29 protein-coding genes are annotated in these 24603 nt (G+C 60.7%); 20 read left to right on the top strand and 9 right to left on the bottom strand.

The genetic code is table 11. From position 1 onward, the window contains the following. Nucleotides 1–160: 160 nt before the first annotated feature. Nucleotides 161–517, top strand: coding sequence for a helix-turn-helix domain-containing protein (locus tag AB6803_RS10375; RefSeq protein ID WP_234904722.1), 357 nt, complete (start codon nt 161–163; stop codon nt 515–517). Nucleotides 518–559: 42 nt separating this feature from the next. Here the strand turns inward: AB6803_RS10375 and AB6803_RS10370 are convergent, their stop codons facing one another. Together AB6803_RS10370 and AB6803_RS10365 are read right to left on the bottom strand one after the other, a co-directional pair. Next, nucleotides 560–1276, bottom strand: coding sequence for an SDR family oxidoreductase (locus tag AB6803_RS10370; protein ID WP_371108794.1), 717 nt, complete (start codon nt 1274–1276; stop codon nt 560–562). 46 nt (nt 1277–1322) lie between these two features. Next, nucleotides 1323–2141, bottom strand: coding sequence for an SDR family NAD(P)-dependent oxidoreductase (locus AB6803_RS10365; protein WP_371108793.1), 819 nt, complete (start codon nt 2139–2141; stop codon nt 1323–1325). Between the two features lie 101 nt (nt 2142–2242). Between AB6803_RS10365 and AB6803_RS10360 the strand changes: the two genes are divergently transcribed. Beyond that, nucleotides 2243–3106: a helix-turn-helix transcriptional regulator gene (locus AB6803_RS10360; protein WP_371108792.1), complete on the top strand. Its 864-nt coding sequence runs from the start codon at nt 2243–2245 to the stop codon at nt 3104–3106. A 34-nt stretch (nt 3107–3140) separates the two neighbouring features. On the opposite strand, the gene AB6803_RS10355 is transcribed toward AB6803_RS10360, so the two are convergent. After that, nucleotides 3141–3464, bottom strand: coding sequence for an ArsR/SmtB family transcription factor (locus tag AB6803_RS10355; protein WP_371108791.1), 324 nt, complete (start codon nt 3462–3464; stop codon nt 3141–3143). Between the two features lie 73 nt (nt 3465–3537). Between AB6803_RS10355 and AB6803_RS10350 the strand changes: the two genes are divergently transcribed. From AB6803_RS10350 to AB6803_RS10315, 8 genes are all read left to right on the top strand, one after another. Next, on the top strand, nt 3538–4020 hold the full coding sequence (locus AB6803_RS10350; protein ID WP_371108790.1) for an SRPBCC domain-containing protein: 483 nt from the start codon (nt 3538–3540) through the stop codon (nt 4018–4020). Nucleotides 4021–4388: 368 nt separating this feature from the next. Further along, nucleotides 4389–6998, top strand: coding sequence for a bifunctional lysylphosphatidylglycerol flippase/synthetase MprF (gene mprF / locus AB6803_RS10345; RefSeq protein ID WP_371108789.1), 2610 nt, complete (start codon nt 4389–4391; stop codon nt 6996–6998). Beyond that, nucleotides 6995–8392 carry a virulence factor gene (locus tag AB6803_RS10340; protein ID WP_371108788.1) on the top strand — a complete coding sequence of 466 codons (1398 nt, stop codon included), beginning with the start codon at nt 6995–6997 and terminating at the stop codon, nt 8390–8392. The genes mprF and AB6803_RS10340 overlap by 4 nt, the downstream gene beginning before the upstream one ends. A gap of 193 nt (nt 8393–8585) precedes the next feature. Continuing rightward, nucleotides 8586–9263, top strand: coding sequence for an HAD family hydrolase (locus tag AB6803_RS10335; protein WP_371108787.1), 678 nt, complete (start codon nt 8586–8588; stop codon nt 9261–9263). A 103-nt stretch (nt 9264–9366) separates the two neighbouring features. Beyond that, on the top strand, nt 9367–9954 hold the full coding sequence (locus tag AB6803_RS10330; protein ID WP_371108786.1) for a 5-formyltetrahydrofolate cyclo-ligase: 588 nt from the start codon (nt 9367–9369) through the stop codon (nt 9952–9954). Between the two features lie 3 nt (nt 9955–9957). Next, entirely contained in the window at nt 9958–10782 is an 825-nt protein-coding gene (locus AB6803_RS10325; RefSeq protein WP_371108785.1) for a YmdB family metallophosphoesterase, read from the top strand. A 127-nt stretch (nt 10783–10909) separates the two neighbouring features. Continuing rightward, entirely contained in the window at nt 10910–11752 is an 843-nt protein-coding gene (locus tag AB6803_RS10320; protein WP_371108784.1) for an MBL fold metallo-hydrolase, read from the top strand. Between the two features lie 134 nt (nt 11753–11886). Beyond that, a complete protein-coding gene (locus tag AB6803_RS10315) occupies nt 11887–12633 on the top strand; it encodes a YebC/PmpR family DNA-binding transcriptional regulator (protein ID WP_007701343.1) in 747 nt (248 codons plus the stop codon). 121 nt (nt 12634–12754) lie between these two features. On the opposite strand, the gene AB6803_RS10310 is transcribed toward AB6803_RS10315, so the two are convergent. Continuing rightward, the gene (locus AB6803_RS10310) at nt 12755–13753 is read right to left on the bottom strand and encodes an LLM class flavin-dependent oxidoreductase (RefSeq protein ID WP_371108783.1); all 999 of its coding nucleotides are present in this window, start codon (nt 13751–13753) and stop codon (nt 12755–12757) included. A 195-nt stretch (nt 13754–13948) separates the two neighbouring features. Between AB6803_RS10310 and ruvC the strand changes: the two genes are divergently transcribed. From ruvC to AB6803_RS10260, 10 genes are all read left to right on the top strand, one after another. Further along, a complete protein-coding gene (gene ruvC, locus AB6803_RS10305; protein WP_007701350.1) occupies nt 13949–14461 on the top strand; it encodes a crossover junction endodeoxyribonuclease RuvC in 513 nt (170 codons plus the stop codon). 62 nt (nt 14462–14523) lie between these two features. After that, a complete protein-coding gene (locus tag AB6803_RS10300) occupies nt 14524–14775 on the top strand; it encodes an AbrB/MazE/SpoVT family DNA-binding domain-containing protein (protein WP_007701353.1) in 252 nt (83 codons plus the stop codon). Between the two features lie 2 nt (nt 14776–14777). Then, nucleotides 14778–15191, top strand: a complete 414-nt coding sequence (locus AB6803_RS10295) for a type II toxin-antitoxin system VapC family toxin (protein WP_007701360.1) — start codon at nt 14778–14780, stop codon at nt 15189–15191. A gap of 12 nt (nt 15192–15203) precedes the next feature. Continuing rightward, nucleotides 15204–15818, top strand: a complete 615-nt coding sequence (gene ruvA / locus AB6803_RS10290; RefSeq protein WP_150192522.1) for a Holliday junction branch migration protein RuvA — start codon at nt 15204–15206, stop codon at nt 15816–15818. Between the two features lie 56 nt (nt 15819–15874). Then, nucleotides 15875–16135, top strand: coding sequence for an AbrB/MazE/SpoVT family DNA-binding domain-containing protein (locus AB6803_RS10285; protein ID WP_371108782.1), 261 nt, complete (start codon nt 15875–15877; stop codon nt 16133–16135). Further along, nucleotides 16132–16530, top strand: coding sequence for a PIN domain-containing protein (locus AB6803_RS10280; protein ID WP_371108781.1), 399 nt, complete (start codon nt 16132–16134; stop codon nt 16528–16530). The genes AB6803_RS10285 and AB6803_RS10280 overlap by 4 nt, the downstream gene beginning before the upstream one ends. After that, a complete protein-coding gene (gene ruvB / locus AB6803_RS10275; RefSeq protein ID WP_007701367.1) occupies nt 16527–17570 on the top strand; it encodes a Holliday junction branch migration DNA helicase RuvB in 1044 nt (347 codons plus the stop codon). The genes AB6803_RS10280 and ruvB overlap by 4 nt, the downstream gene beginning before the upstream one ends. Further along, a complete protein-coding gene (locus tag AB6803_RS10270; protein WP_371108780.1) occupies nt 17567–18487 on the top strand; it encodes a metallophosphoesterase in 921 nt (306 codons plus the stop codon). The genes ruvB and AB6803_RS10270 overlap by 4 nt, the downstream gene beginning before the upstream one ends. Continuing rightward, complete coding sequence (locus AB6803_RS10265; protein WP_371108779.1) at nt 18474–18983, top strand: NUDIX hydrolase; 510 nt, start codon at nt 18474–18476, stop codon at nt 18981–18983. Before AB6803_RS10270 ends, AB6803_RS10265 begins: the two co-directional genes overlap by 14 nt. Before the next feature lie 14 nt (nt 18984–18997). Beyond that, entirely contained in the window at nt 18998–19561 is a 564-nt protein-coding gene (locus tag AB6803_RS10260) for a DinB family protein (protein WP_371108778.1), read from the top strand. A 29-nt stretch (nt 19562–19590) separates the two neighbouring features. On the opposite strand, the gene bioB is transcribed toward AB6803_RS10260, so the two are convergent. From bioB to AB6803_RS10235, 5 genes are all read right to left on the bottom strand, one after another. Further along, nucleotides 19591–20577 carry a biotin synthase BioB gene (gene bioB, locus AB6803_RS10255; protein ID WP_371108777.1) on the bottom strand — a complete coding sequence of 329 codons (987 nt, stop codon included), beginning with the start codon at nt 20575–20577 and terminating at the stop codon, nt 19591–19593. Then, nucleotides 20574–21149, bottom strand: coding sequence for a biotin transporter BioY (locus AB6803_RS10250; protein WP_371108776.1), 576 nt, complete (start codon nt 21147–21149; stop codon nt 20574–20576). Before AB6803_RS10250 ends, bioB begins: the two co-directional genes overlap by 4 nt. Nucleotides 21150–21498: 349 nt before the next feature. Beyond that, on the bottom strand, nt 21499–22410 hold the full coding sequence (locus AB6803_RS10245; RefSeq protein ID WP_371108775.1) for an NAD-dependent epimerase/dehydratase family protein: 912 nt from the start codon (nt 22408–22410) through the stop codon (nt 21499–21501). After that, nucleotides 22407–23270, bottom strand: coding sequence for a glycosyltransferase (locus AB6803_RS10240; protein WP_371109006.1), 864 nt, complete (start codon nt 23268–23270; stop codon nt 22407–22409). Before AB6803_RS10240 ends, AB6803_RS10245 begins: the two co-directional genes overlap by 4 nt. Then, nucleotides 23270–24490: an NAD-dependent epimerase/dehydratase family protein gene (locus tag AB6803_RS10235; protein ID WP_371108774.1), complete on the bottom strand. Its 1221-nt coding sequence runs from the start codon at nt 24488–24490 to the stop codon at nt 23270–23272. The genes AB6803_RS10240 and AB6803_RS10235 overlap by 1 nt, the downstream gene beginning before the upstream one ends. Between the last annotated feature and the right edge of the window lie 113 nt (nt 24491–24603).

The raw sequence follows: 24603 nt of genomic DNA, 5'->3' as shown, positions 1-24603 counted from the left end.
CGTGTTGCCATGGCAATTATATCGTAATGCGATATAAATCAACGACAGAAAACAAACTGTGTTTATGAGGACGATGAGCGTGACGCTGAATTTGGGGAAGACGCTGTCGCAGGCGGACTATGAAGCACTGGCGACGCTGCGCTATACGCTCCGAAAGTTCATGGATTTCAGCACCTCTGCCGCCCATCAGGAGGGATTGCCGCCGCAGCAGCATCAGGCGCTCCTGGCGATCAAGGGCAATCCGCCCGGCGAGGCAATGACCATCGGCATGCTAGCCGAACGCCTGCTGATCGCGCCGCACACGGCGACCGAGCTGGTCGGTCGGCTGATCGACGCCGGCTATGTCACCCGCCATCCCGATCCGGTCGACAAACGCCGCCAGACGCTGCAGTTGGCGGAAAAATCCGAGGATGTCCTGCGCAGACTTAGCGCCATTCACCTTCAGGAAATCCGGGACATGGCGCCGGAGTTGATCGATATCCTGACGCATTTACAGGCAGGCGTTGGCGGCAAATGAAGACGCCACTGCCGGCGATGACCGGCAATGGCGTGTTGCGGATTATTGGCCGAGCCGGACGCCGCCGTCGCAGATCAGCGTGTGGCCGCTCATAAAGCCGTTGCCGATCAGGAAGCCGATGGCCTCGGCAATCTCTTCCGGCTGGCCGACGCGTCCGACCGGGGTGCGCGCGGCAAAGCCCGCAAAGACCGGCGCCTTCTGATCCTCGCCGAGGAAATCCCACCAGGGCGTGTCGACAACGCCGGGCGAGACGCAGTTTACCCGTATCGGCTTCAGTTCCACCGCAAGGACCGGAGCGAGGGCAGCTATTGCCGCGTTGATGGCGGCAAGTCCCGCCGTTCCCGGCATGGCTGCCTGCGCCGAAACGGCGGAGACGAAGGTGATGCTGCCTTCCTTTGAGAGATAGGAGAGGCTGGCCTGGGCGCAGGCGAAATGCGCCATCGTCTTTTGCTCGAAGCCCTTCCTGAGATCGGCAAGATCGACGGCAGCGAAGGGGCCGCCGCCATTGCCGCCGCCGAGCGCCAGAATCAGGTGGTCGAAGGAGCCGATCGTTTCGAAGCTTTTGGCAAGGCCGTTGAGGTCTGCCGCGTCCATGGCGATCGTGGCGACATCGCCGTTCAGACTTTCGGCCGCCGCCTGCAGCTTCGCCGCATCGCGGCCGGTGATGGTGACCCGATAGCCCTTTTCGAGAAGATGGGCGGCGGTCGCAAGGCCAATGCCTGAGGAGCCGCCGATGATGACGGCGTGTTGGGATGACATGATCTGTCTCCTTGTTGGGTTGACAATGATGGGACTGTGGAGGGGTTCAGCTCAGGCCGGTAAGGTCCTGGCTGAGGAGTCGCAGGCGCTGACGTGCATTCGCGTCATAGGCCTGCGCATTGGCGCGGGAGGGGCACTGCCCGTCGTAGTAGAGGCCGGTGCGTCCCTCGGGATCGGTACCCACGGTCAGATTGAGGATAGCGTCGGCGCCCTGATCGACGGTGCTGATTGGCGTGACGTCCGCCTGGCGGACCATGGTGGTGTTCATGTAGGTCGCGGGATGCAGGCAATTGGCGGTAACGCCGGAGCCGGCCACTTCCTCGGCGAGATCGAAGGTGAACATGATCTGTGCCAGCTTGCTCTGGCAATAGGCGCGCACGCCGCTATAGCCGCGCGTCAGCATGACATCCGAAAAATCGATGGGTTGCTGGCCGGCCGAGGAAACATTGACGATGCGGGCGGCCCCGCTCGCTTTCAACAGCGGCAACAGGCGACGTGTGAGCAGGAAGCCGGCAAGGTAGTTCACCGCGAAACGCAATTCGTGTCCGTCGCGGCTCACCTGACGCCCAGCGCCACCGCCGCTCGTGCCGATGCCGGCATTGTTGATCAGAATGTCGAGGCGACCGTGATCACGCTCGATGGCGTCGGCGAGCGCGCGGACTTCGTCCAACGAGGAGAAATCGGTGAGGTAAAAGGCCGCTTTCCCGCCCGCATCATGAATGTCGGCCAACAGGCTCTCGGCGCGCGCCTGGTCGCGGCCGTGCACCAGCACCTTGCCACCCGCTGCCGCGAGCCTTTCGGCAACCCGCCGGCCGACGCCGTCGGTCGAGCCGGTAACCAGTATCGTCTTGTTGCTCATGGTCATCGCGATCGCCTCTGCCTCGTCTCTTGAGGGATATTTGGCAGTTTGCGGACGCGACAAACAGTTCTGACTTTATCCTAGTATTCATCCTGCTATGATCAGCCATGACCATCAGCCAGAACCAAACCGTTCTAGACGCCCGCCGCCGCGAATTCGGGGCTTTTCTTCGCTCGCGCCGGGAGAAGTTGACGCCGGCAAGCGTCGGGCTTCCGGACGGGTTTCGCCGCCGGACGCCGGGGCTCAGGCGAGAGGAAGTGGCGCTTCTCGCCGGTGTCGGCACCACATGGTACACATGGCTGGAGCAGGGGCGGGACGTGCGCGCCTCGGTGGAGGTGCTGTCGGCGCTGGCCGATGCCCTGCTACTCGATCCGGCCGAACGACGGCATCTCTTTACCTTGAGCGATCGGCCATCGACGGAAGTTCCGATAGGCGGGCCGGAGGATGTGCCAGCCGCGTTGCGGCGCATGCTGGCGAGCCTCACCGGCCAGCCGGCCTATGTGCTTGGCCGTCGCTGGGATGTGCTCGCCTGGAATGCGGCGTCCGTGGCGCTTTTCGGCGATTACGGCCTGTTGCAAGGCGATGCGCGCAACACTGTCCATCGCGTCTTCACCGATCCCGTGCACCGGCAGCTCCTGGTCGATTGGGAGATCGTGGCGGCGAACTCGCTCGCCATGTTCCGCGCCGATAGCGCGCGCTATGCCGGCGATCCCGATTTCGAACGGCTGATCGCCACCTTGACGCAGGCAAGCCCGGAATTTCGCGCCTGGTGGCCGCGGCAGGACGTATTGCGGCCGCTGGCGGGCCACAAACGCTTGCGCCATCCCTTGGGCGGGCTGATGAATTTCGAGTATACGGCACTTACCGTCATCGACCGGCCCGACATGAAGCTGGTGGTCTACACGCCGCTCGAGGAGGACGGCACCAGCGAGAAGCTCAGGGCGTTGCTGGGGCGGAGCGGCGAAGCATAGCGTCCGGTTCAGCGGTGTCATGAACTCTCACATCTTAGCCTTCGAGATCGCTCCTGAGCCTATCGAGAATGGATAGGGCGTGGCCGGCATAGGCGCTGATCCAACGATCGTGAATCTGTTTGATCGGCAGGCTGTTCAGGTGGTTCCAGCGCTCGCGCCCCTCCTTTTTGGCGATCACCAGATCGGCCTCTTCCAGCACCTTCAGATGCTGCATCACCGTGCATCGGTCCATGTCCGGGAAGGTCTCGCAGAGCATGCCGGTGGTTCTCGGTGCGTCCTTGAGCATGTCGAGGATTTCGCGCCGGCGACGGTGCGCCAGGGCCTTGAAAATGAGGTCGCTATCCGATTCGCTTGACATGTTATGTTTTTATAACATAATGGCGTCGATCGCAATGGAGAAACAATTCCGATCAGAAAGAGGAGGAGAAGCCATGACGTTGGATATCCGTATTTCGGGCCGCGTCGGCCGCAAGGTGGAGGAGGTCTTCGACGCGGTGGTCAATCCGCAGAAGCTTTCGAGCTACTTCACCACCGTCGGCGGCGCCAGCGCGCCGCTCGTGGCCGGGACAACGGTCATCTGGTGGAAGAAGGCGCCGGTCGAGGTGAGCGAGGTCGATCCCAATCGCCGCATCGTCTTTCACTGGGATGGCGGTACCGACGCGGAGGGCGCGCATTACAGGACCAAGGTGGAGATGACGTTCGAAGCGCTCGACGACGGCGGTACCCTGGTGACGATCGCGGAATCCGGTTGGCGTGAGGATGCGGCCGGCCGTCGCGGCACCTACCTCAATTGCGAAGGCTGGACCCAGATGCTCTGCTGCATGAAGGCCTTCGTCGAATATGGCATCAATCTGCGGGAAGGGTTCTTTCTGAGCGAAATGCGCGGCGTGCCCGCCGAGGCGCCGGATCGCTGAGGCGCGGTTGAGCAAAACCGGTGTGTCTCGTGTCGCGTGGTGATAGTCGTTCGCGGACGCTTGTCGAGCGAATGTGACCCGCTTGAATGTCCTGATCGTGACCTGCGCTGCTTGCCGGCAGCGCAGGTCACTTTTCTGTGTGGATAAGCTCAAATTCCTGGTGAATGACAAATTCCTTTTAATAATAACGGATTCCTTGTTAGAGGAACGCGGCCTGCGCCAAAATTGCCCGAATTGAGAAACATGGGAGCGCTCGAGAAAAAGAGCCCGTGGAAAGAAGTGCAGGCGACAGCATAAAAATGCAATATTAGCGTTACTGCATATCCGAGCAAACGGGACCGGCGAAAGCCATTTGAAACAGGTAGAGCATGTCGACCCCAATCGATCTGGAAAAAGCCGATGAGGAACTGAAGGAACACGGCGGGATAAGCGGGTTCCTGAACAGCAACCGCACGCTGATCGTCGCCGTCCTCACCGTCGCCGTCTTCTGCATCGCCGCCTATGCGATCTTCGATCTGACGAACGAAGTCCGCTATGACGATGTCGTGCACGCGCTGGAGACGACCAAGCTCTCCTCCATCCTGCTTGCCCTGTTCTTCACGGGCCTGAGTTTTGCCTCGCTGATCTTCTACGATCAGAACGCGCTGGAGTATATCGGCAAGCGTCTGCCGTTCCCGCATGTGGCGCTCACCTCCTTCAGTGCCTATGCGGTCGGTAACACGGCTGGCTTCGGCGCGCTCAGCGCCGGCGCCATTCGTTATCGCGCCTATACGAGGATGGGACTGTCGCCCGATGACATCACCCGTGTCATTGCCTTCGTTACGCTCGCCTTCGGCCTCGGTCTTGCCGCCGTCGGCGCCATCGCGCTGCTGGTCATCGCCGATGAGATCGGCCCGCTGATCAATGTCAACGGCTTGTGGCTGCGCCTGATCGCCGCCGCCATTCTCGCGGCGCTCGCCGTGGTGATCGTCATCGGCCGCAACGGCCGCGAAGTGCAGATCGGGCCGATCGCCATTCGCCTGCCGGATTCGCGCACTTGGTCGCGGCAATTCCTGGTGACGGCCTTCGATATCGCCGCCTCGGCCTCGGTGCTCTATGTGCTGCTGCCGGATACGGCCATCGGCTGGCCGGGCTTCTTCGCCATCTATGCGATTGCCGTCGGCCTCGGTGTGCTGAGCCACGTTCCGGCCGGCTTCGGCGTGTTCGAGACGATCATCATCGCCTGGCTCGGCAGCTCGGTGAATGCCGACGCGGTCCTTGGTTCGCTGGTTCTCTATCGCGTCATCTACAACGTCATTCCGTTGGCGATCGCCATCCTGGCGGTCTCCGTGGCCGAACTGCGTCGCTTCGTCGATCATCCTGCCGCCTCCAGCATGCGCCGCATCGGCGGCCGCCTCATGCCGCAGCTGCTGTCGACCTTCGCGCTGCTGCTCGGCATGATGCTGGTCTTTTCGAGCGTGACGCCGACGCCGGATCAGAACCTCGAATTTCTCCGCGACTACCTGGCATTGCCGATCGTCGAAGGAGCGCATTTCCTGTCCAGCCTTCTTGGGCTTGCGATGATCGTTGCCGCCCGCGGGCTTGGCCAGCGTCTCGACGGCGCCTGGTGGGTTTCGATCTTCTCGGCGGTCCTGGCGCTGCTGTTGTCGCTGCTGAAGGCCATCGCCATTGTCGAGGCCGGGCTGCTTGGTTTCCTCATCTTCGGCCTCGTCGTCAGCCGTCAGCTCTTCACCCGGCCGGCATCGCTGCTGAACCAGGCCCTGACAGGCGGCTGGCTGACGGCGATCGCGGTGATCTGCATCGGCGCCATCGTCATTCTGTTCTTCGTCTATCGTGACGTCGAATACAGCAACCAGCTCTGGTGGGAGTTCGAGTTCACCGGTGAGGCGCCGCGCGGGCTGCGCGCCGTGCTCGGTATTTCCATCGTCTCGTCGGCGATCGCGATCTTCAGCCTGTTGCGGCCGGCGACGCCGCGACTGGACCCGGTTTCCGAAGATGCCGTGGAGCGGGCTGTCGAGATCGTCCGCAACCAGGGCGTCGCCGACGCCAATCTGGTGCGGATGGGCGACAAGAGCATCATGTTCTCGGAAAAGGGTGATGCCTTCATCATGTACGGCAAGCAGGGCCGCTCGTGGATCGCGCTGTTCGATCCGATCGGCCCCAAGCACGCCCTGCCTGAGCTCGTCTGGCGCTTCGTCGAAACCGCCCGCGCGGCAGGCTGCCGCTCGGTCTTCTATCAGATATCGCCGGCGCTTCTGTCCTATTGCGCCGATGCCGGTTTGCGCGCTTTCAAGCTTGGCGAGCTGGCGGTGGTCAACCTCACCAATTTCGAGCTCAAGGGCGGCAAATGGGCCAATCTTCGCCAGACCGCAAGCCGCGCTGTGCGCGACGGACTAGAATTTGCCGTTATCGAGCCGCAGCATGTACCTGAAATCATGGATCAGCTGGCCGAGGTTTCGGAATCGTGGCTTGCCGATCATAACGCCAAGGAAAAAGGCTTCTCGCTGGGGGCCTTCGATCCCGACTATGTTGCCTCGCAATCGGTTGGCGTGCTGAAAAAGGATGGTAAGATCGTCGCTTTCGCTAATATCCTGATGACGGAGACCAGGGAGGAGGGCTCTGTCGACCTGATGCGCTTTTCGCCCGATGCCCCGAAGGGATCGATGGATTTCCTGTTTGTGCAGATCCTCGAATATCTGAAGGGGCAGGGTTTCCAGCGCTTCAATCTGGGTATGGCGCCGCTATCGGGCATGTCGAGACGGGAATCGGCGCCGGTTTGGGACAGGGTCGGGGGGACCGTCTTCGAACACGGCGAACGTTACTACAATTTCAAAGGGCTTCGTGCCTTCAAATCAAAGTTCCATCCTGAATGGCAGCCACGCTATCTGGCCGTTTCGGGAGGTGTCAGTCCAATGATCGCGTTGATGGATGCCACATTCCTCATCGGGGGCGGACTTAAGGGGGTCGTGAGGAAATGATCTTGAAATACGCAACATCCTTGGCTTCCGCATTGCTGCTGACTGCCGGTCTGCTGGTATCCGGCGTGGCAAAAGCGGACGAGGACGATACGAAATACGATCTCGGCATGATCTCCCCACCGCATATCCTGCGCCCGCAGGGCAAGGTGACGAGCGAGGTCATTCTGATCTCCGACGTCGCCGGCTGGGGCGACAAGGAAAAGGGCGTCGCCGACAAGCTCGTCGCCAACGGCACGCTGGTCATCGGCATCGACTATCCGTCCTTCCTGGCATCGCTCAACAAATATGACGTCAGCCAGAATGACGGCTGCATCTACATGGTCTCGGATCTGGAATCGCTTAGCCAGCAGGTGCAGCGCTCCTTTGCCGACAGCAGCTATCAGCTGCCGGTCATCGCCGGTGTCGGCGCGGGCGGCGCCATGGCCTTGACGATCGCCGCGCAGACCCCGGACGCTACCGTTGCCGGCACGCTCGCCGTCGATCCGACCTCAGGCATTGCGCTGAAGCAGGAGCTCTGCACGCCCGCCGAAAAGAAGAGCGATGGCGACATGGTGTCCTTCGGGCTTCAGGAAGGTGCGCTGCCGAACCCGATCGTCGCGACATTCACCTCGAACGCTCCCAAGGACGGACGCGACCATGTCGAGGAGATCCAGAAGGATCACCCCGATGTCCAGGTTACCGATTCCGACGATAACGACACCTATGCCACCCTCAGCACCGGGTTGGCGGATCTGATGAAGACGATCGACAGCGAGAAGTCGCCTCTCGGTCTGCCCGTCGATGTCATGGATACCAAGCCCACGGAAGACACCTTGGCGATCGTCTATTCCGGCGATGGCGGCTGGCGCGATATCGACAAGGAAGTCGGCAGCTATCTGCAGGACCAGGGCATCCCCGTCGTCGGCGTCGACACGCTGCATTACTTCTGGACGGAGCGCGATCCGCAGCAGACCGCCGACGATCTCGGTCGGATGATCCAATACTACACCAAGCGCTTCAAGGTGAAGCATGTGGTGCTGGTCGGCTATTCCTTCGGCGCCGACGTGCTGCCGGCAAGCTATAACCGGCTGAAGCAGGCCGATAAGGACAAGATCGTCCAGATGTCGCTGTTGTCGCTGTCGCGCAAGGTCGACTACGTGATCTCGGTCATGGGTTGGCTGGGCGCCACAAGCGAGGGCAAAGGCGGCGATCCCACCAATGACCTCAAATCGATCAATCCGAAGATGGTGCAATGCATCTACGGCAAGGACGATGACGAGGATGTTGCCTGCCCGGTCTTGACCGGTACGGGCGCCGAAGTCATCGCCATGGATGGCGGCCACCATTTCGACGACGATTACCAGGCTCTGGCCAATCACATCATCAACGGCCTGAAGAGCCGGCTCGGCGAGTGACGCACTGATCGCGCGGCGGCTTGTTCCGCCGCGCATTCCAGCAGCTATTCAGCCATACGCACCGCTATTTTCCATGTCCGCCGCCCAGCATTCGTTTGCTTCTTGGCGTGGCTGCCGGTAGTCGGAAGAAAGACGATGCGAGTCGATCCCGGCTCGCCCACCTGATCCCGCCAACCCGAGAGGGGACTGAACCTTGTCCGCCATATCGTCTTCCGTCTTCGACAAAAGCTATTCCGGATTCCTGTTCGACATGGACGGCACGATCATCAACTCGATCGCTGCCGCCGAGCGTGTCTGGGGCGATTGGGCACGAAGCAAGGGGCTGGATGTCGAGAAGTTCATGCCGACCATGCATGGCGCGCGTGGCATCGACACGATCGGCAAGCTCAACTTGCCGGGTGTCGATCCGGTCGCGGAATCGGCACTGATCATGGAGGCGGAAATTACCGATTTGGAAGGCGTCGTGCCGTTGCCTGGCGCCATCGAATTCCTGGCCTCCCTCCCGCCGGAACGCTGGGCGATCGTCACGTCATCGCCACTGCGGCTTGCCCATGCGCGTCTCGCCGCCGCCGGCATTCCGGTTCCGCGCTTCATCGTCACGGCCGAAGACGTCAAGGTCGGCAAACCCGATCCGCAGTGCTACATCCTCGGCGCCGAGCGCCTCGGTCTGCGGCCGTCCGATTGCCTGGTCTTCGAAGATGTCATGGCTGGCATCAAAGCCGGTGAGGCTGCCGGCGCCGACGTCGTGGTGATCACGGCGACGCATTCCCATCCGCTTGATACCGCGCATTCGACGCTGCCGAACTATGAGAATGTTCGGGCGCATGTCGACGGGCACGGCCACCTTTCTGTGGTAAGCAAGGCCGGCTAAAGCCGCGGGCGGGCAGGCGATAACCCCATGTCGCTTTCGCGCATTGCATTAGGCCGCAGGCTCATTATGCTTTCCTGATATTGTCCCAATGTATGAAAGCCTGATGACCCCCAAAGAGCTGAAAGCCCGATATCGCAACGAGCGCCTTGCCGCCCGCGATGCGATCCCGCCAGACGAGCGCATCGAAAAGGGGCTGGCGATGCTTGCCCATGCCGGCGATGCGATCGAGGTCGGACCGGGGACGGTCGTGTCCGGCTTCCTGCCGATCCGGTCGGAGGCCGACATTCGGCCGCTGATGGCGCGGTTGCGGGAGCGAGGAGCGCGGCTCTGCGTGCCGGTCATTCTCGACAAGCTCACCATCGTCTTTCGCGAACTCGTGCCCGGTGCGCCGTTGGTCCCCAGCGGTTTCGGCACGGCGGGGCCCGGGCCTGATGCCGCCGTTCTGGACCCCGAGGTCATGCTGGTGCCGCTTTCGGCTTTCGACAGCACCGGCCATCGCATCGGCTACGGCGCCGGCCATTACGACCGCGCCATCGATCGTTTGCATCAAAAAGGCTTGAATCCGCGGCTGATCGGCATTGCATTCGACTGCCAGGAAGTGCCATCAGTACCGGCTGAGCCGCATGATGTCCGTCTGGACGCGATTTTGACCGAGAGCGGGCTCAATTTTGTTTCCGTGGAGATTGGATAGGGAATGCGGCTGCTTTTTCTGGGTGACATGGTCGGAAAGACCGGACGGGTTGCGGTATGGGATCGCTTGCCGGGCTTGGTTTCCGATCTGAAGCTCGACTTCGTCATCGTCAATGGCGAGAACGCCGCAGGCGGCTTCGGCATCACCGAGGATATCTTTCTCGAAACCATCAATGCCGGCGCCGATGTGGTGACCACGGGCAATCACGTCTGGGACCAGAAGGAAGCGGTGGTGTTCTGCGAGCGCCACGACCAGTTCCTGCGCCCGGCCAACTATCCCGCCGGCACGCCCGGCCGTGGCTCGAGCATCTATTATGCCCGCAACGGCGCCCGCGTGCTTGTCGCCAACATCATGGGCCGCGTTTTCATGCACCCGGAGCTGGACGACCCGTTCAAGTCGGCGGAAGCGATCCTCGATGCCTGCCCGCTGAAGGAACAGGCTGATGCCATCGTCTTCGATTTCCACGCGGAGGCGACCAGCGAGAAGCAGTGCTTCGGCCATTTCGTCGATGGCCGCGCCAGCTTGGTCGTCGGTACGCATACGCATGTGCCGACCGCCGACGCGCAGATCCTGAACGGCGGCACCGCCTATATGTCGGATGCCGGCATGTGCGGCGACTACGATTCGTCGCTTGGCATGGAGAAGGAAGAACCGCTCAACCGTTTCATCTCGAAAATGCCGAAGGGCCGTTTCGAGGCCGCCTCCGGCCCTGCCACCATCTGCGGTGTCGGCGTGGAGATTTCGGATGCGACCGGGCTTGCGGAAAAGATCGCGCCGCTGCGGCTTGGGCCGCGTCTGGCCGAGACCATTCCGGAGTTCTGGCGGTAGCGGCTGCCCAATCATTCATCGCCCAGTGGCAATGACGCGATTGTGAGCAATCCCCATCGGATTGCCGCTGGACCTGCCTCTAACCGTGCCGCATCCTCTCCGCTTCCGTAAGGCTTGAGGGGGTGGCATGATGTTGCGATTTCCTGTCTTTGCCATGTTCTTCCTGCTGGTTCTGGCGGGTTGGAGTGTTGCGAACGCCCAGGAGAAACCTTCCCGCCCTCAACCCAGTCAATGCCAGGCGATTGCGCAGTCTCTGCCCAAGGCGACCTTTGCGAGCTTTTCCGGTCCTGGTCCGACTCTTGCCAAGGATCCCGTCAACGGTGATGTGAAGATCACCTTCCTCGGTCACGCCACTTTCTTCATCGAAACGCCCGGCGGCGTCTCGATCGCGACGGATTTCAGCGGCACCTATCCGCCGCCCTATACGCCGACTGCCGTCACCATGAACAAGGCGCATCCGACGCATTACACGCTGACGCCGGATCCGGCGATCCAATATGTGCTGCATGGCTGGAGCGATACGCCCGGCGAACCGGCGAAGGTCCATTTGACTGTCGGCGATACGCTGATCCGCAATGTGGTGACCGATATCCGCTCGTGGTCCGGGGGCATCGAGCCTAACGGCAATTCCATCTTCATCTTCGAAGTGGCCGGCCTCTGCATCGGTCATCTCGGACACCTGCATTTCGAGCTCAACGACAAGCAATATGCAGAGATCGGCCGGCTCGATGTTGTCATGGTTCCGGTCGACGGTGGCTTGACCATGGGGGCGGACAGCATGAGCCGCGTGGTCAAGAGGCTGCGCTCGTCGCTGATCCTGCCGATGCATCGCTGGGGGCCACCGGTCGATCAGTTCCTCGCCCTTTTCGGCCCTGATTTCGATGTCGCCTATGCACCGAGCGCGAGCACTACGGTGTCGTTGAAAGCGCTGCCGCGAAAGCCGCTGATCTATGTGCTGAAGGGGCTGTGAGCCGATCAGTATGGCTCAGCTTGCGAGGGTTCACAGCCGGGCGAGCCGCCTATGTCTGGCTTTTTGCTTGAACGAAGGCCGCATCGCTCTTATAAGGCGGCCCATTCCCAACAAAAGACGTGAACAGGGGTGCCATGGCTGGCCATTCACAGTTTAAAAACATCATGCACCGCAAGGGTCGTCAGGACTCGGTGCGTTCGAAAATGTTCTCCAAGCTGGCGCGTGAAATCACGGTTGCCGCCAAGGCGGGCCTGCCCGACCCGACGATGAACGCGAGCCTGCGCCTGGCAATCCAGAATGCCAAGGCACAGTCGATGCCGAAGGATAATATCGACCGCGCCATCAAGAAGGCGGCCGGCAGTGACGGCGAAAACTACGATGCAGTCCGCTATGAGGGTTATGGTCCCGGCGGCACCGCGATCATCGTCGAAGCGCTGACCGACAACCGCAACCGCACCGCCTCGAACGTCCGTTCGATCTTCACCAAGGCCGGTGGCGCGCTCGGCGAAACCGGCTCGGTCTCCTTCTCCTTCGACCATGTCGGCGAGATCACCTACAAGCCGACAGTCGGTGATGCCGATAAGGTCATGGAAGCGGCAATCGAAGCCGGCGCTGATGATGTCGAGAGCGACGAAGACGGCCACACCATCATCTGCGGCTTCGAGGCGATGAACGAAGTCGCCAAGGCGCTGGAAGCGACGCTCGGCGAAGCCGAAACCGTCAAGGCGATCTGGCGTGCGCAGAACAACGTGCCGGTCGATGAAGAAAAGGCACAGTCGCTGATGAAGCTCATCGGCAGCCTGGAAGACGATGATGACGTGCAGAACGTCTATTCGAACTTCGAAGTTTCCGAAGAAGTCATGGCCAAGCTTTCTGCTTGATCTACCCTCCCCTTGATGGGGAGGGTCGGACCCAAGGTTCGGGGTGGGGTGATTTCTGCGGATGCCGAACGTCACCACCACCCGCGCGTTCCGCGCGACCTCCCCCTCAAGGGGGAGGTGGCTAAATCGCCTTCTTGAAGCTCGGCAGCGTGGCGAACAGTTCGACCGATTTCAGCCGCGCCTCGATGTCGTGGATCGGCATTGAGATGATGACCTCGTCGGCTTCCGTATCCTTGATAAATTGAGACAGCTTGGCCTCCGCGGTCGCGGGTGAGCCGACGACAGCGTAGCGCAGCGTGTGCTCGACGTTCAGTTTCTCCATCGGCGTCCAGAAGTCGTCCATGTCCTTGCGCGGACGCGGGAAGGGGCCGCGGACGTTGCGGCGCAGATTGACGAATTGCTGTTCGGCCGACGTAAATTGATATTGCGCCTCTTCGTCCGTATCCGCCATCGAACCCATGACGCCGACCATGACATAGGGCTTGTCGAGGGTTGCCGAGGGCGTGAAGCGGTCACGGTAGATGGCGACAGCGTCGAGCAGGGCTTCCGGAGCGAAATGTGAGGCGAAGGCATAGGGCAGGCCGAGCATGGCGGCGAGATGGGCGCTGTAGTGGCTCGATCCGAGCAGCCAGATCGGCACCTTCGCGCCGTTGCCGGGCACAGCGAGGATCGACTGGTTTTCGTCGGCGGGGCTGAACAGATGTTGAAGCTCGATGATATCGTTGGGGAAGCTCTGGGCGCCGGCGTCGAGATTGCGGCGCAGCGCCTGGGCGGTCCGCATATCCGTACCCGGAGCCCGGCCGAGGCCGAGATCGACGCGGCCGGGGAACAGGGCTTCCAGCGTGCCGAACTGTTCGGCGATCACCAGCGGCGCATGGTTGGGCAGCATGACGCCGCCCGAGCCGATGCGGATGCGTGAGGTCGCGGCGCCGACATGGCCGATCACGACCGCCGTGGCGGCGCTGGCGACGCCGGGCATGCCGTGATGCTCCGCCAGCCAGAACCTGGTGTAGCCAAGCTCCTCCGCCTTCTGCGCCATCCTCTTGGATCCTTCAAAGGATTGGCTGACGGTGCTGCCTTCGGCAACGGGCGAAAGATCAAGAATGGAAAAGGGGACCATGGCAAGAGACCTGCGTGGTGAAAGGGAGGTTTGATGCTTCCCATGTAGGAGCGCGGACACGTCATTCCAAACCCCCGCCTTGCCGATTTTCTCGTTGTGCTTTGAAAGTGCCGGAATTGGGCACTCGGCTGTGAGATGTTTTTGTTTTGTTCACATTTTGCTGGCACATCTCAACCTCGAAAGATAGGTTGACCCATGCAAAACACGATTCGCATCATCGGCATCGATCCGGGCCTGCGCCGCACCGGCTGGGGCGTGATCGATACGCTTGGCAACTCCCTGCGCTTCGTTGCCTCGGGCACAGTGACCTCGGATGGCGATATGGATCTCGCTTCCCGCCTCTGCCAGCTTCACGACGGGCTTGCCGATATCGTCCATAGCTACAAGCCGGACGAGGCGGCGGTCGAGCAGACCTTCGTCAACAAGGATGCGGTGGCGACGCTTAAGCTTGGCCAGGCGCGCGGCATTGCCATGCTGGTGCCGGCCCGCGCCGGCTTGCCGGTTGCCGAATATGCGCCGAATGCCGTCAAAAAGGCGGTGATCGGTGTCGGCCACGGCGAGAAGCAGCAGATCCACATGATGCTGAAGATCCTGATGCCGAAAGCGGAGTTCAAAGGCAATGACGCCGCCGACGCGCTCGCCATCGCTATCTGTCACGCCCACAATCGCGGTGCCAACCGGCTGCGGCAGGCGGCATTGGCGGGATAGTTTGTTCTTGACTTGTTCTCGTGGTAATGATAATTCTTACCGCAGAGATCTGGAGAACAAGAATGCGTGTGACATCCAAAGGGCAGGTGACCATCCCCCGCGATTTGCGCGAGTTGGCTGGCATAGAGCTCAACAGCGAAGTCATATTTTCCGTCGAGGACGGAAAGCTGGTTGTTTCGCCGAAGAACGGCAAGCGAGAGATCGAGGATCGGCAGCGGCTTGATCGGTTCATGGCCACTCTTAAACGCCTGGAAGGCACCGGCGATCAGGATATTGACGCCGAAGCGCTGATGTCGCTGACGCGTGACCGGTAATCATGGTCACGATCGTCGACACGAATGTGCTGGTTGATTTGGCCATACCCGGCTCAGCCTGGCATGGTTGGTCCAGTGGTCAGGTTTTCTCCGCTTTCAAGCAGGGGCCGGTCGTTATCAATCCCATCATCTATGCGGAATTTTCGGTGCGTTACAGCAGCATGGATCGTGTGGACGAACTGTTGCCGCAGAGCGAATTTCGCCGGGAGAGCCTGCCTTGGTCGGCAGCTTTTGCAGCGGCTGCGGCTTTTAGGGTTTACCGTCAGGCTGGCGGCGGGAGAGAGCGCATTCTTCCTGATTTTTTGATCGGCGCGCATGCTGCGGTGCGCGGTTATTCCATACTGACGCGAGACCCAAAGGGGTATCGCTCATACTTCCCTTCACTTGACCTCATCACTCCCGAAACCCATCCCTGACGGACATCATTCATGATCGGCAAGTTGAAAGGCACTATCGAAGAGATCGGCGAGGATTATGCGCTCGTGGATGTGCATGGCGTCTGCTACGTCGCCTATTGCTCCGCGCGGACGCTGTCGAAGCTCGGTTCCGTTGGCGAGGCCTGTATTCTCTTCATCGAGACCTATGTCCGCGAGGACCAGATCCGGCTTTTCGGCTTCATGGCGGTGCTGGAGCGGGAATGGTTCAACCTTCTCCAGACCGTGCAGGGTGTCGGCGCCAAGGTAGCGCTGGCTCTGCTGTCAACGCTGACGCCGTCGGAGCTTGCCAACGCTATCGCGCTCCAGGATCGCACGGCGGTATCACGGGCGCCGGGTGTCGGACCGAAGGTGGCGATGCGGATTGTCACCGAACTGAAGAACAAGGTGCCGGCCTTTGCCGGCGAGGCGACGAATATCGGCTTCAAGCAGGAATTGGGCGAGGGCGTTGCCCCGGCGCCGGTATCCGATGCCGTCTCGGCGCTCACCAATCTCGGCTATTCCCGCGATCAGGCTGCGAATGCCATCGCGGCAGCGATGAAGGTGGCCGGAGACGAGGCCGATAGCGCCAAGCTGATCCGGCTGGGTTTGAAGGAACTGTCGCGGTGATTCCTTGAGTTTTTCCTGATTCCTTACTATTATTACAAAGTAAGGAGGTGCTGATCATGACGGTATTTTACGGAACGATGACGTCGAAGGGGCAAACCACGGTGCCGGCAGAGGTACGGGAAATCTTGAAGCTGAAGCCAGGCGACAAGATTCGCTACGTGCATCGCAATGGGGAGATCATCTTGAAGGCAAAGAACAAGCGGGCAATTGATCTCGCCGGAAAGTTCCACGATCCGAACAGAGCTCCGATAACGATCGAAGAGATGGATGAGGCTATTGGAGACGCGATTGTCGAGCATGTCCTGGGTTCGAAATGATTGGACTTGATACCAATATTCTGCTCCGCTTTTTTCTGCAGGATGATCCCGGGCAGAATGAGAAAGTCGCACATCTCTTCGCGCGTTTGCCAGAGATCGGGCCTGGCTACATAAATTGCATTACCTTGATGGAGTTTGCCTGGTTTCTGCGTAAACGCATAAATTTGACGAGATCGCAGATCATGGAAGGCATTTCGGACCTTTTGGAGTCTGAGGATATCGTGCTTGAAGACGAGCCCGTTGTCGAAGAGGTGCTAGGAATGATGGCGGCGTCTCCAATAGAGTTTGCCGATACTTTCATCGCACTCCGCAATAAGAATGCTGGTTGCGTTGCGACCATGACCTTCGACGCCAACGCCGCGAAACGCATACCGGGAATGGAACGTCTGACATGAGTGAAGCCGCGCGTTTGATATCGCCGGAAAAGCGGGGCGAAGACCTGGATGTAACGCTCCGGCCGCAATCGCTGGACGAATTCACCGGTCAGGCGGAGGCCCGCGCCAATCTGAAGGTCTTCATCGAAGCCGCCAAGGGACGTGGCGAGGCGCTGGATCATGTGCTGTTCGTCGGTCCGCCCGGCCTCGGCAAGACGACTTTGGCGCAGATCATGGCCAAGGAACTCGGCGTCAATTTTCGCTCCACCTCCGGCCCTGTCATCGCCAAGGCCGGCGATCTCGCCGCGCTCCTCACCAATCTCGAAGAGCGCGATGTGCTCTTCATCGATGAAATCCACCGCCTCAATCCGGCCGTCGAGGAAATCCTTTATCCGGCCATGGAGGATTTCCAGCTCGATCTGATCATTGGCGAAGGCCCGGCGGCGCGCTCGGTCAAGATCGATCTGGCGAAATTCACGCTGGTCGCCGCCACCACCCGTCTCGGCCTGCTGACGACGCCGCTGCGTGATCGCTTTGGCATTCCGGTCCGCTTGAGCTTCTATACGGTCGAAGAGTTGGAGCTGATCGTCAGGCGCGGTGCGCGATTGATGGGGCTTGGCATCACCGAAGAGGGCGCGCGCGAGATTGCCAGGCGCGCGCGCGGCACGCCACGTATCGCCGGTCGCCTGCTGCGCCGCGTGCGCGATTTTGCCGAGGTGGCAAAGGCCGAAGCGGTAACCCGCGAGATCGCCGACGAAGCCTTGACGCGATTGCTGGTTGACAATGTCGGCTTCGATCAGCTCGACAAGCGCTATCTCAACATGATCGCCGTCAATTTCGGCGGCGGCCCGGTCGGCATCGAAACCATCGCAGCGGGTCTCTCCGAACCGCGTGACGCGATCGAGGATATTATCGAGCCCTATATGATCCAGCAGGGTTTCATCCAGCGTACGCCGCGTGGTCGCGTGCTGACGGCGATTGCTTGGAAACATCTTGGCTTGCAGCCGCCGAAGGAGCTGGAGGCAGCGCAATTCGGGCTGTTCCAGGGGGATGCTGAGTGATCAGCCGTCGTGGTTTCCTGAAGCTTTTCGGCGGCAGTATCGCCGGGCTGATGACACTCGGCGGCTATGCCTTCGGATACGAGCCGATCGTCCGGCTGAACGTGACCCGCTATCAGTTGACGCCGCCGGGCTGGACGCCGGGACTAAAGATGAAGATCGTCGTCCTCACGGATTTCCATGCCTGCGAGCCGTGGATGACAGCCGATCGCATCGCCTCCATTTGCGAACATGCCAACAGTCTTGGTGGCGACATCATCGTCCTGCTCGGCGATTACACGTCCGGAACGGACCTCGTCACCGGTCGTGTCGACCATCGCATTTGGTCGGCGGAACTGGCGGCCTTGAAAGCGCCGCTCGGCGTACACGCCATCATCGGCAATCATGACTGGTGGCATGATGCGGCTGCGCAAAAGAGCGGCCATGGCCCGACCTTCAGCCACAAGGCACTGGCCGATGTCGGAATCCCGGTCTATTCCAATCGCGCGGTTCGCCTGGAAAAGGACGGATATGGCTTTTGGCTGGCAGGTCTGGAAGATCAACTGGCGCTGCGCCGGAGTATCCGCTGGAAGCGTCCATCAACCAGAGGGCTTGATGATCTCGATGGTACGTTGGCGCAGGTCAGCGACGACGCGCCGGTCATCCTGCTTGCCCATGAGCCCGATATCTTTCCGACCGTGCCGTCGCGGGTCTCGGTGACATTGTCAGGCCATACGCATGGCGGGCAGATCCGGATTCTCGGTTGGTCGCCCTATCTGCCGTCGCGTTATGGTGACCGGTATCTGTACGGCCATATCGTCGAGGGACACCGTCATCTCATCGTCTCCGGCGGCCTCGGCTGTTCGGTGGCGCCTGTTCGCTTCGGCGTGCCGCCGGAAATCGTGGTAATCGATCTGGGTGCGGGCAATGCCGAAACGTAGGCTCATAAGGCTGAACGCCGGTCAATCCCGGTTTCAGATGCGCGTCGCGGGCCTTGGCTTTCGCGAGGGGTATGTACTCGTCCATCGTGCCGAGCATGAGTCGTTCTGGACTTTTCCCGGCGGTCGGGCCGAGATCGGCGAGACGTCGCAGGAGACGTTGCGGCGCGAGATGGTCGAGGAGCTTGGCGTCGAGGTGACGGTTGGGCGGCTGCTCTGGATGGTGGAGAATTTCTTTCACTATGAGCAGCGCGACTGGCACGAGCTGGGACTCTATTATCTGATGGATATCCCGCACAGCTTCCCGTTCCACCCTGAGGAGATCGTCCACCGTATCGAGGATGGCGACAACCAGCTCGAATTCAAATGGGTGCGAGCAAGGAAAGAGGCGCTGGTCGCGCTCGATATCCCACCCTATTTCATCGCCGAGGAAATCGAGAATCTACCGCTCGAGCCGCGTCACCTGGTCTGGCGAGATGGCGATCTCGACAAAGCCTAGAGGAAGAGTGCCGCATGTCCGCTTTCGATCCGACCCGCGTCTTCCGCAAGCTGGCATACAACAATGCCCTCGCGAACGCCCGGCTATATCGGGCGTGCGCGGCGCTTCAGCCCGGCGAGTTCGAGGCGAAACGTGTCAGCTTCTTTCCGTCGATCAAGGCGACGCTCAATCATATCCTGATCGTCGACTGGTTTTATGTCGATGCGCTGGAAGGTGGCACGCTCGGCGTAAAGGCTTTCGATCTTGAGGAGCCTTTCGACACGCTCGATGCTCTGTCGGTTGAGCAGGGAAGGGTCGATCGACGACTTGTCGCTCTTGGTGAGAGCCTTGATCCGGCTGCGCTTGCCAGGGTGATCGACCTTCATCGTGGCAATCGCATCCAGCGTGAGCGGGCCGAGGATGTGCTCAGTCATCTGTTCCAGCACCAGACCCATCATCGCGGCCAGGTGCATGCCATGCTCGCCGGCAGCAGCGCCGCCCCGCCGCAACTGGATGAATTCATCGTTGCCGATGATGCCAGGTTTCGCGGCGAGGAACTGATTGAACTTGGCTGGGACGAGGCGATACTGATGCGTTGATCGCCTCGCCGTCGGTTACCCGTCCTTGCTCACGCCGCGGAAGCGGAAACGTGGTCGCAGTCCAGCTCCCCGATCGCGGCGAAGAGTTCAGCATCCTCGCCAATGCCGGCATTGGGCGTCGTCAGCAGCGTGTCGCCATAGAAGACCGAATTGGCGCCTGCGACGAGACACAGGATCTGGGCTTCGCGATTGAGGTTCGAGCGCCCGGCTGAAAGCCGCACCGTTGAAGCCGGCATGACGAGGCGGGCTGTTGCCACCATACGCACCAGTTCCAGCGGGTCTGTCACCGGCCGTTTTGCCAGTGGCGTGCCCTCGACGGGAACAAGTGCATTGATCGGTACGCTTTCGGGGTGCGGCGTCATCCCCGCAAGGACATGCAGCATCGAGGCACGGTCACGGATCGTCTCACCCATGCCGATGATGCCGCCGCAACACAGGTCGATGCCGAAGGAACGCACCGTCGCCAGCGTATCCAGCCGGTCCTGATAGGTGCGTGTCGTGATGATCTGTTCGTAGAATTCCGGGCTGGTATCGAGATTGTGGTTGTAGGCGGTGAGGCCGGCGGTGGCGAGCCGTTCGGCCTGATGTGGCTTCAGCATGCCGAGCGTGACACAGGCTTCCATGTCGAGGGCGCGGACGCCCTCGACCATCTCGATGACGGCATCGAACTCGCGGCCGTCGCGGACCTGGCGCCAGGCCGCACCCATACAGAAGCGCTCCGCGCCCGCCGCCTTGGCGGTCGCGGCCATCGCCACCACGCTTTCAGGGTCCATCAGCCTGTCGCGGGTCAGGTCGACCTCGCGATGATGCGCCGATTGCGGGCAATAGGCGCAATTTTCCGGGCAGCCGCCGGTCTTGATCGACAGCAGACTGGCCTTCTGAACCTTGTTTGGGTCGTGATGCATGCGATGCACGGCATTGGCCCGCCCGACAAGCTCCAGCAAAGGCAGATTGTGCAGGGCGACGATCTCGTCGAGGGCCCAGTCATACCGGATCGTATCGTCCGTTGTCGTCATGGGCGCTTCCCCCAAAGCTGAGCGAGCACCGCTGGCAATATCGCTGCACCTGCCGCGACAAGGCCGATTTTCATGAGGTCGCCAAGCAGGAACGGCGCGACGCCGACGCTAAACAAGCGGTCGAATGGCACATAGGCCGCGAGCCATGGCACGCCGAGTGCATAGACGCTCACGAGCCCCGCGAGCATGGCACCTATGCGTCCGAGGGCGCCTTTGCCGAGCGCCAGCGTGCCGACCAGCCAGGAGGCGACGAGATAACCGGCAAGATAGCCGCCTGTCGGTCCAGCCATATAGGCAAGCCCGATACCGCGCTCCGGCGAGCCGGAGAAGACGGGCAACCCTGCGGCGCCGGCCGCGAGATAGGTCAGGAAAATCGAGACGGCGATGCGCGGCCCAAAGGCGACCGCGAAAACCATGACCGCAAGCGTATGCAGGGTCATGGGCACGGGCCAGAACGGAATCTGTGTCTTGGCGGCGATCGTCATCAGCGCCGCGCCAGTGATGACTGTCAACACGGTTCGCACGGGAGATGTAAGTTGGCTTTCGATGGGTCCGGCGGTGGGGTGGGTCATGCTCTCGCTCCTCTGATAAATTATAGATAATATCGTGATTCTATCGTTAAATTATCTATAAAGTTGCCTAGATGGCAATGGCGAGCCGTTTAAAATCCATCCTGTCGCGGAGGCTGGCGAGCGGAGCGCCGAATCTTGAAGCTGCCTAGCTGTTTCGATTGGCATGTTTAGTGAGCTATCGACGCAGCTCATCTTGAGCTGAGTATCCCATTAAATTGCTGTAATTAAAATGATAATGGTGATCGGCTTACGTGAGCCTTTTGCCGATCTTTGTCTGAATCGCAGGGCATTCGACTGCTATTGGATTTTTTATAGATAATTTTTATTGAGAGTTCGGATCAATGCGAATCTAGGCACTGGAAGACGCATCATGCTGCGTCGCGGTTTTCGCCAAGCTCTCAATGGTTTCCTTCAGCGCCGCCGTCCCGCCGCCGCGCCAGCCGAGTGCGCGGATTTTCGAGGTGTCCATTTCACTGACGACACCTCGCGGAGCCGGAGCGGGCAGGGCGTGCGGACAGCCGGTTGCTCTCTGCAGATGCGCAAGGATCTCGTGTGTATCGGTCAGGACGTCGGAGAGATTGAAAGCCCTGGCGTCGATGCGGCTCGTCTCTGTCTCCAGAAGCAGGCGGACGGCGCGGCCGAGGTCGCGGCCGTGGACCTCGGTTCCCGCTCGGGACGCAACGGGTTTTCCGGCGAGATAATCGGCGAAAAGTCTGTCCCATTTGTTCGGATGAAGGTCGCCGTAGACGCCGGTGGCGCGGAGGCTTGCCGTCGTGAACCCCGGGGTGGAGAGCGAGAAGAGTGCATGCTCCGCATCGCGCTTCACTTCGCCGTAAAGCGTGTTCGGCGCCGGTTTGCTGGTCTCCGTCAGCACCTCGCCGGCCGGCCGGTCGCCATAGACGGCGCGCGATGACAGAAAAATACAGCGGCGGATACCGGCCTGTTTTGCGGTCTCGAACAGTTTGGCGGTACCATCGAGATTGAGCCGGCGAAAGCCTTCGGCATCGTCACCCTCGCCGCCGCGATATTTGCCAGGGACATGGCTGAAAGCCGCGTGGACGAAGAAATAGGCGTCGTCAAAAGCGTTGCTTTGATTTTCGGAGGGATCGAGGCTCAGCGGTACGAAGGCGACGGGCTGCGAGAAGAGGCGGGGTTGCGGCGGGCTGCGGCCGCCGACGACAACATGGTATCCGGCGGAAAGCAGCTCTTCGACGATATAGCGGCCGACGAGACCGGTTCCGCCCGATACCAGGACTTTCATGCAGCCACGTCCGGATTGGCGAAGGTGGCGACGTCGGGCACGTCGCGCCCGGCGTGGAACTCGTGCCAGAGGTCGATCAGCGGTTTCAATCTGTCGGCCTTCGGATGGTTCTCTTCCCAAGGCTTCTCATATTGGTAGTGCAGGATCAAAATGCTGTTCCAGTCCCAAAGCGCGGGCATGCTGAACCATACATATTGCAGCATGTTCATGAAGATCGGCAGGCCATGCCAATCCGGGAAGAACGTCTCGAGAAAGGTCTGGTCGGTACGCCGCCAGAAAACACCGGGGCTGTCGAGCAGCGTCAGCATGTCCTTGAAGGTCGCAAGCGATGGCTTGGCGACGAAGACGCCGGAATTCATCCGGTGAAAATCGGCAAGGCTCTCATAAACATTGGGCGCAGCGGAGAATTCGGGATAGTCGAAGAGCTTGTCGACATTCTTCAGCACCAGCGCATCCGCATCGATGAAGACGCAGGTGTCGTAGTCGATAAGCTGCCAGAGCCGCAGTTTGCAGAAATTATCGAGCGGCGAATGGAAGGACGGCTTGCGGCCCTTGGTGAAGGGCGCATTGGCGTGGAGATTACCGCGTGCGTGGCGCTCGTTGAATTCGTCGGAAAGCGGCAGGTGGTCCACATCCACCAGCCGGCAGCCGAGTTCTTCCAACGGCACCAGGTCGCTTTCATCAACGCCGGCGGTGTGCAGTACGACGATATCCGCCTTGGTGCCGGTGCGCGCAATCGAGCGCGCCAACGCTAACGCGCCCATGGCATAGTCGGAGTTGGTGACGAGCGTGACGAAGGCTTGCCGCGCCCTTGGTCTGGTGCGCGGGCGTATCCCCTGCAGCTGTTCGCTCCCGAACATCATGAGACGGATTTCAACCGCTTGCCTTCGGGATCATGATTGACCGTTGTCGCAATATCCTTGGTCCAGGCGGATACGGCCGGGACGCGCGAGCGGTCGACGCGATAGGCGTATTTCCTGGCGACATCGACGATCTCGCTCAGGAGCCCCGCCTGCAGCGTGGTCGGCGCCAGCCCTAGGTCGAGGAACTTGTCATTCTTGACGATCAGGTCGTTTTCCGGGGCTTCCTTGCGCGGGTTTGGCAGGCGGACGATCTCGGCACCGCTCATCTTGGCGATCATTTCGGCGAGGTCGCGAACACGATGCGTCTCCGTCATCTGGTTGAAGATCTCGACGCGGGCATTGCGCTGCGGCGGGTTCTTCAGCGCTAGCTCGATGCAGCGCACCGAGTCCTGGATATGGATGAAGGCGCGGGTCTGGCCGCCGGTGCCGTGCACCGTCAGGGGGTAGCCGATCGCCGCCTGGATGAGGAAGCGGTTGAGCACGGTGCCATAGTCGCCATCATAGTCGAAGCGGTTGATCAATTGTTCGTGACGGCGGGTCTGTTCCGTATGCGTGCCCCAGACGATGCCCTGATGCAGGTCTGTGATCCGGAGCCCGTCATTCTTGGCGTAGAACTGGAAGAGGAGCTGATCCAGGCACTTGGTCATATGGTAGATCGAGCCCGGATTGGCCGGATAAAGGATTTCCTGGCTGACGGAACGCCCATCCGCCGTCTCGATACCAACAGGCAGATAGCCTTCCGGAATAGCGGCGCCGACGGTCGAATAGCCGTAGACACCCATGGTGCCGAGATGGACGAGGTGGGTGTCGAGGTTGAGCTCGACCAGCGCGTTCAGCAGATTGTGCGTGGCGCTGACATTGTTATTGACCGTGTAGTTCTTGTGGCGGTCGCTTTTCATCGAATAGGGCGCGGCGCGCTGCTCGGCGAAATGCACGATGGCATCCGGGCGATGTTCGGCCAGCCACTTCTTTAACAGCTCGTAGTCCTTGGCAAGGTCGATAAGGTTGAAGTGGATGCGACGGCCGGTCTCGGCGTGCCAGATGCGGGTGCGCTCCTGGATCGAATCCATCGGGGTCAGCGATTGCACGCCGAGTTCCGTGTCGATCCAGCGGCGGGAGAGATTGTCGAGAATATGGACCTCATGACCGGCATCGGAGAGATGCAGCGAGGTTGGCCAACCAATGAAACCGTCGCCGCCCATTACCGCAATTTTCATGAGATCGTTCCTTCTGCATCGTTCGCTATCCGGTACCATCCCGGATAGTCAGAATCTGTAACAATTGTTCAAAGCTTGCTTGATGGCAGAACTTCGGCCAAAGAGAGCCCGAT

This window comes from Rhizobium sp. RCC_161_2, assembly GCF_041355235.1.
Taxonomy (GTDB): domain Bacteria; phylum Pseudomonadota; class Alphaproteobacteria; order Rhizobiales; family Rhizobiaceae; genus Rhizobium.
Note: the sequence above shows the minus strand (reverse complement) of the source record. Positions and strands in the feature narration are given on the sequence as shown.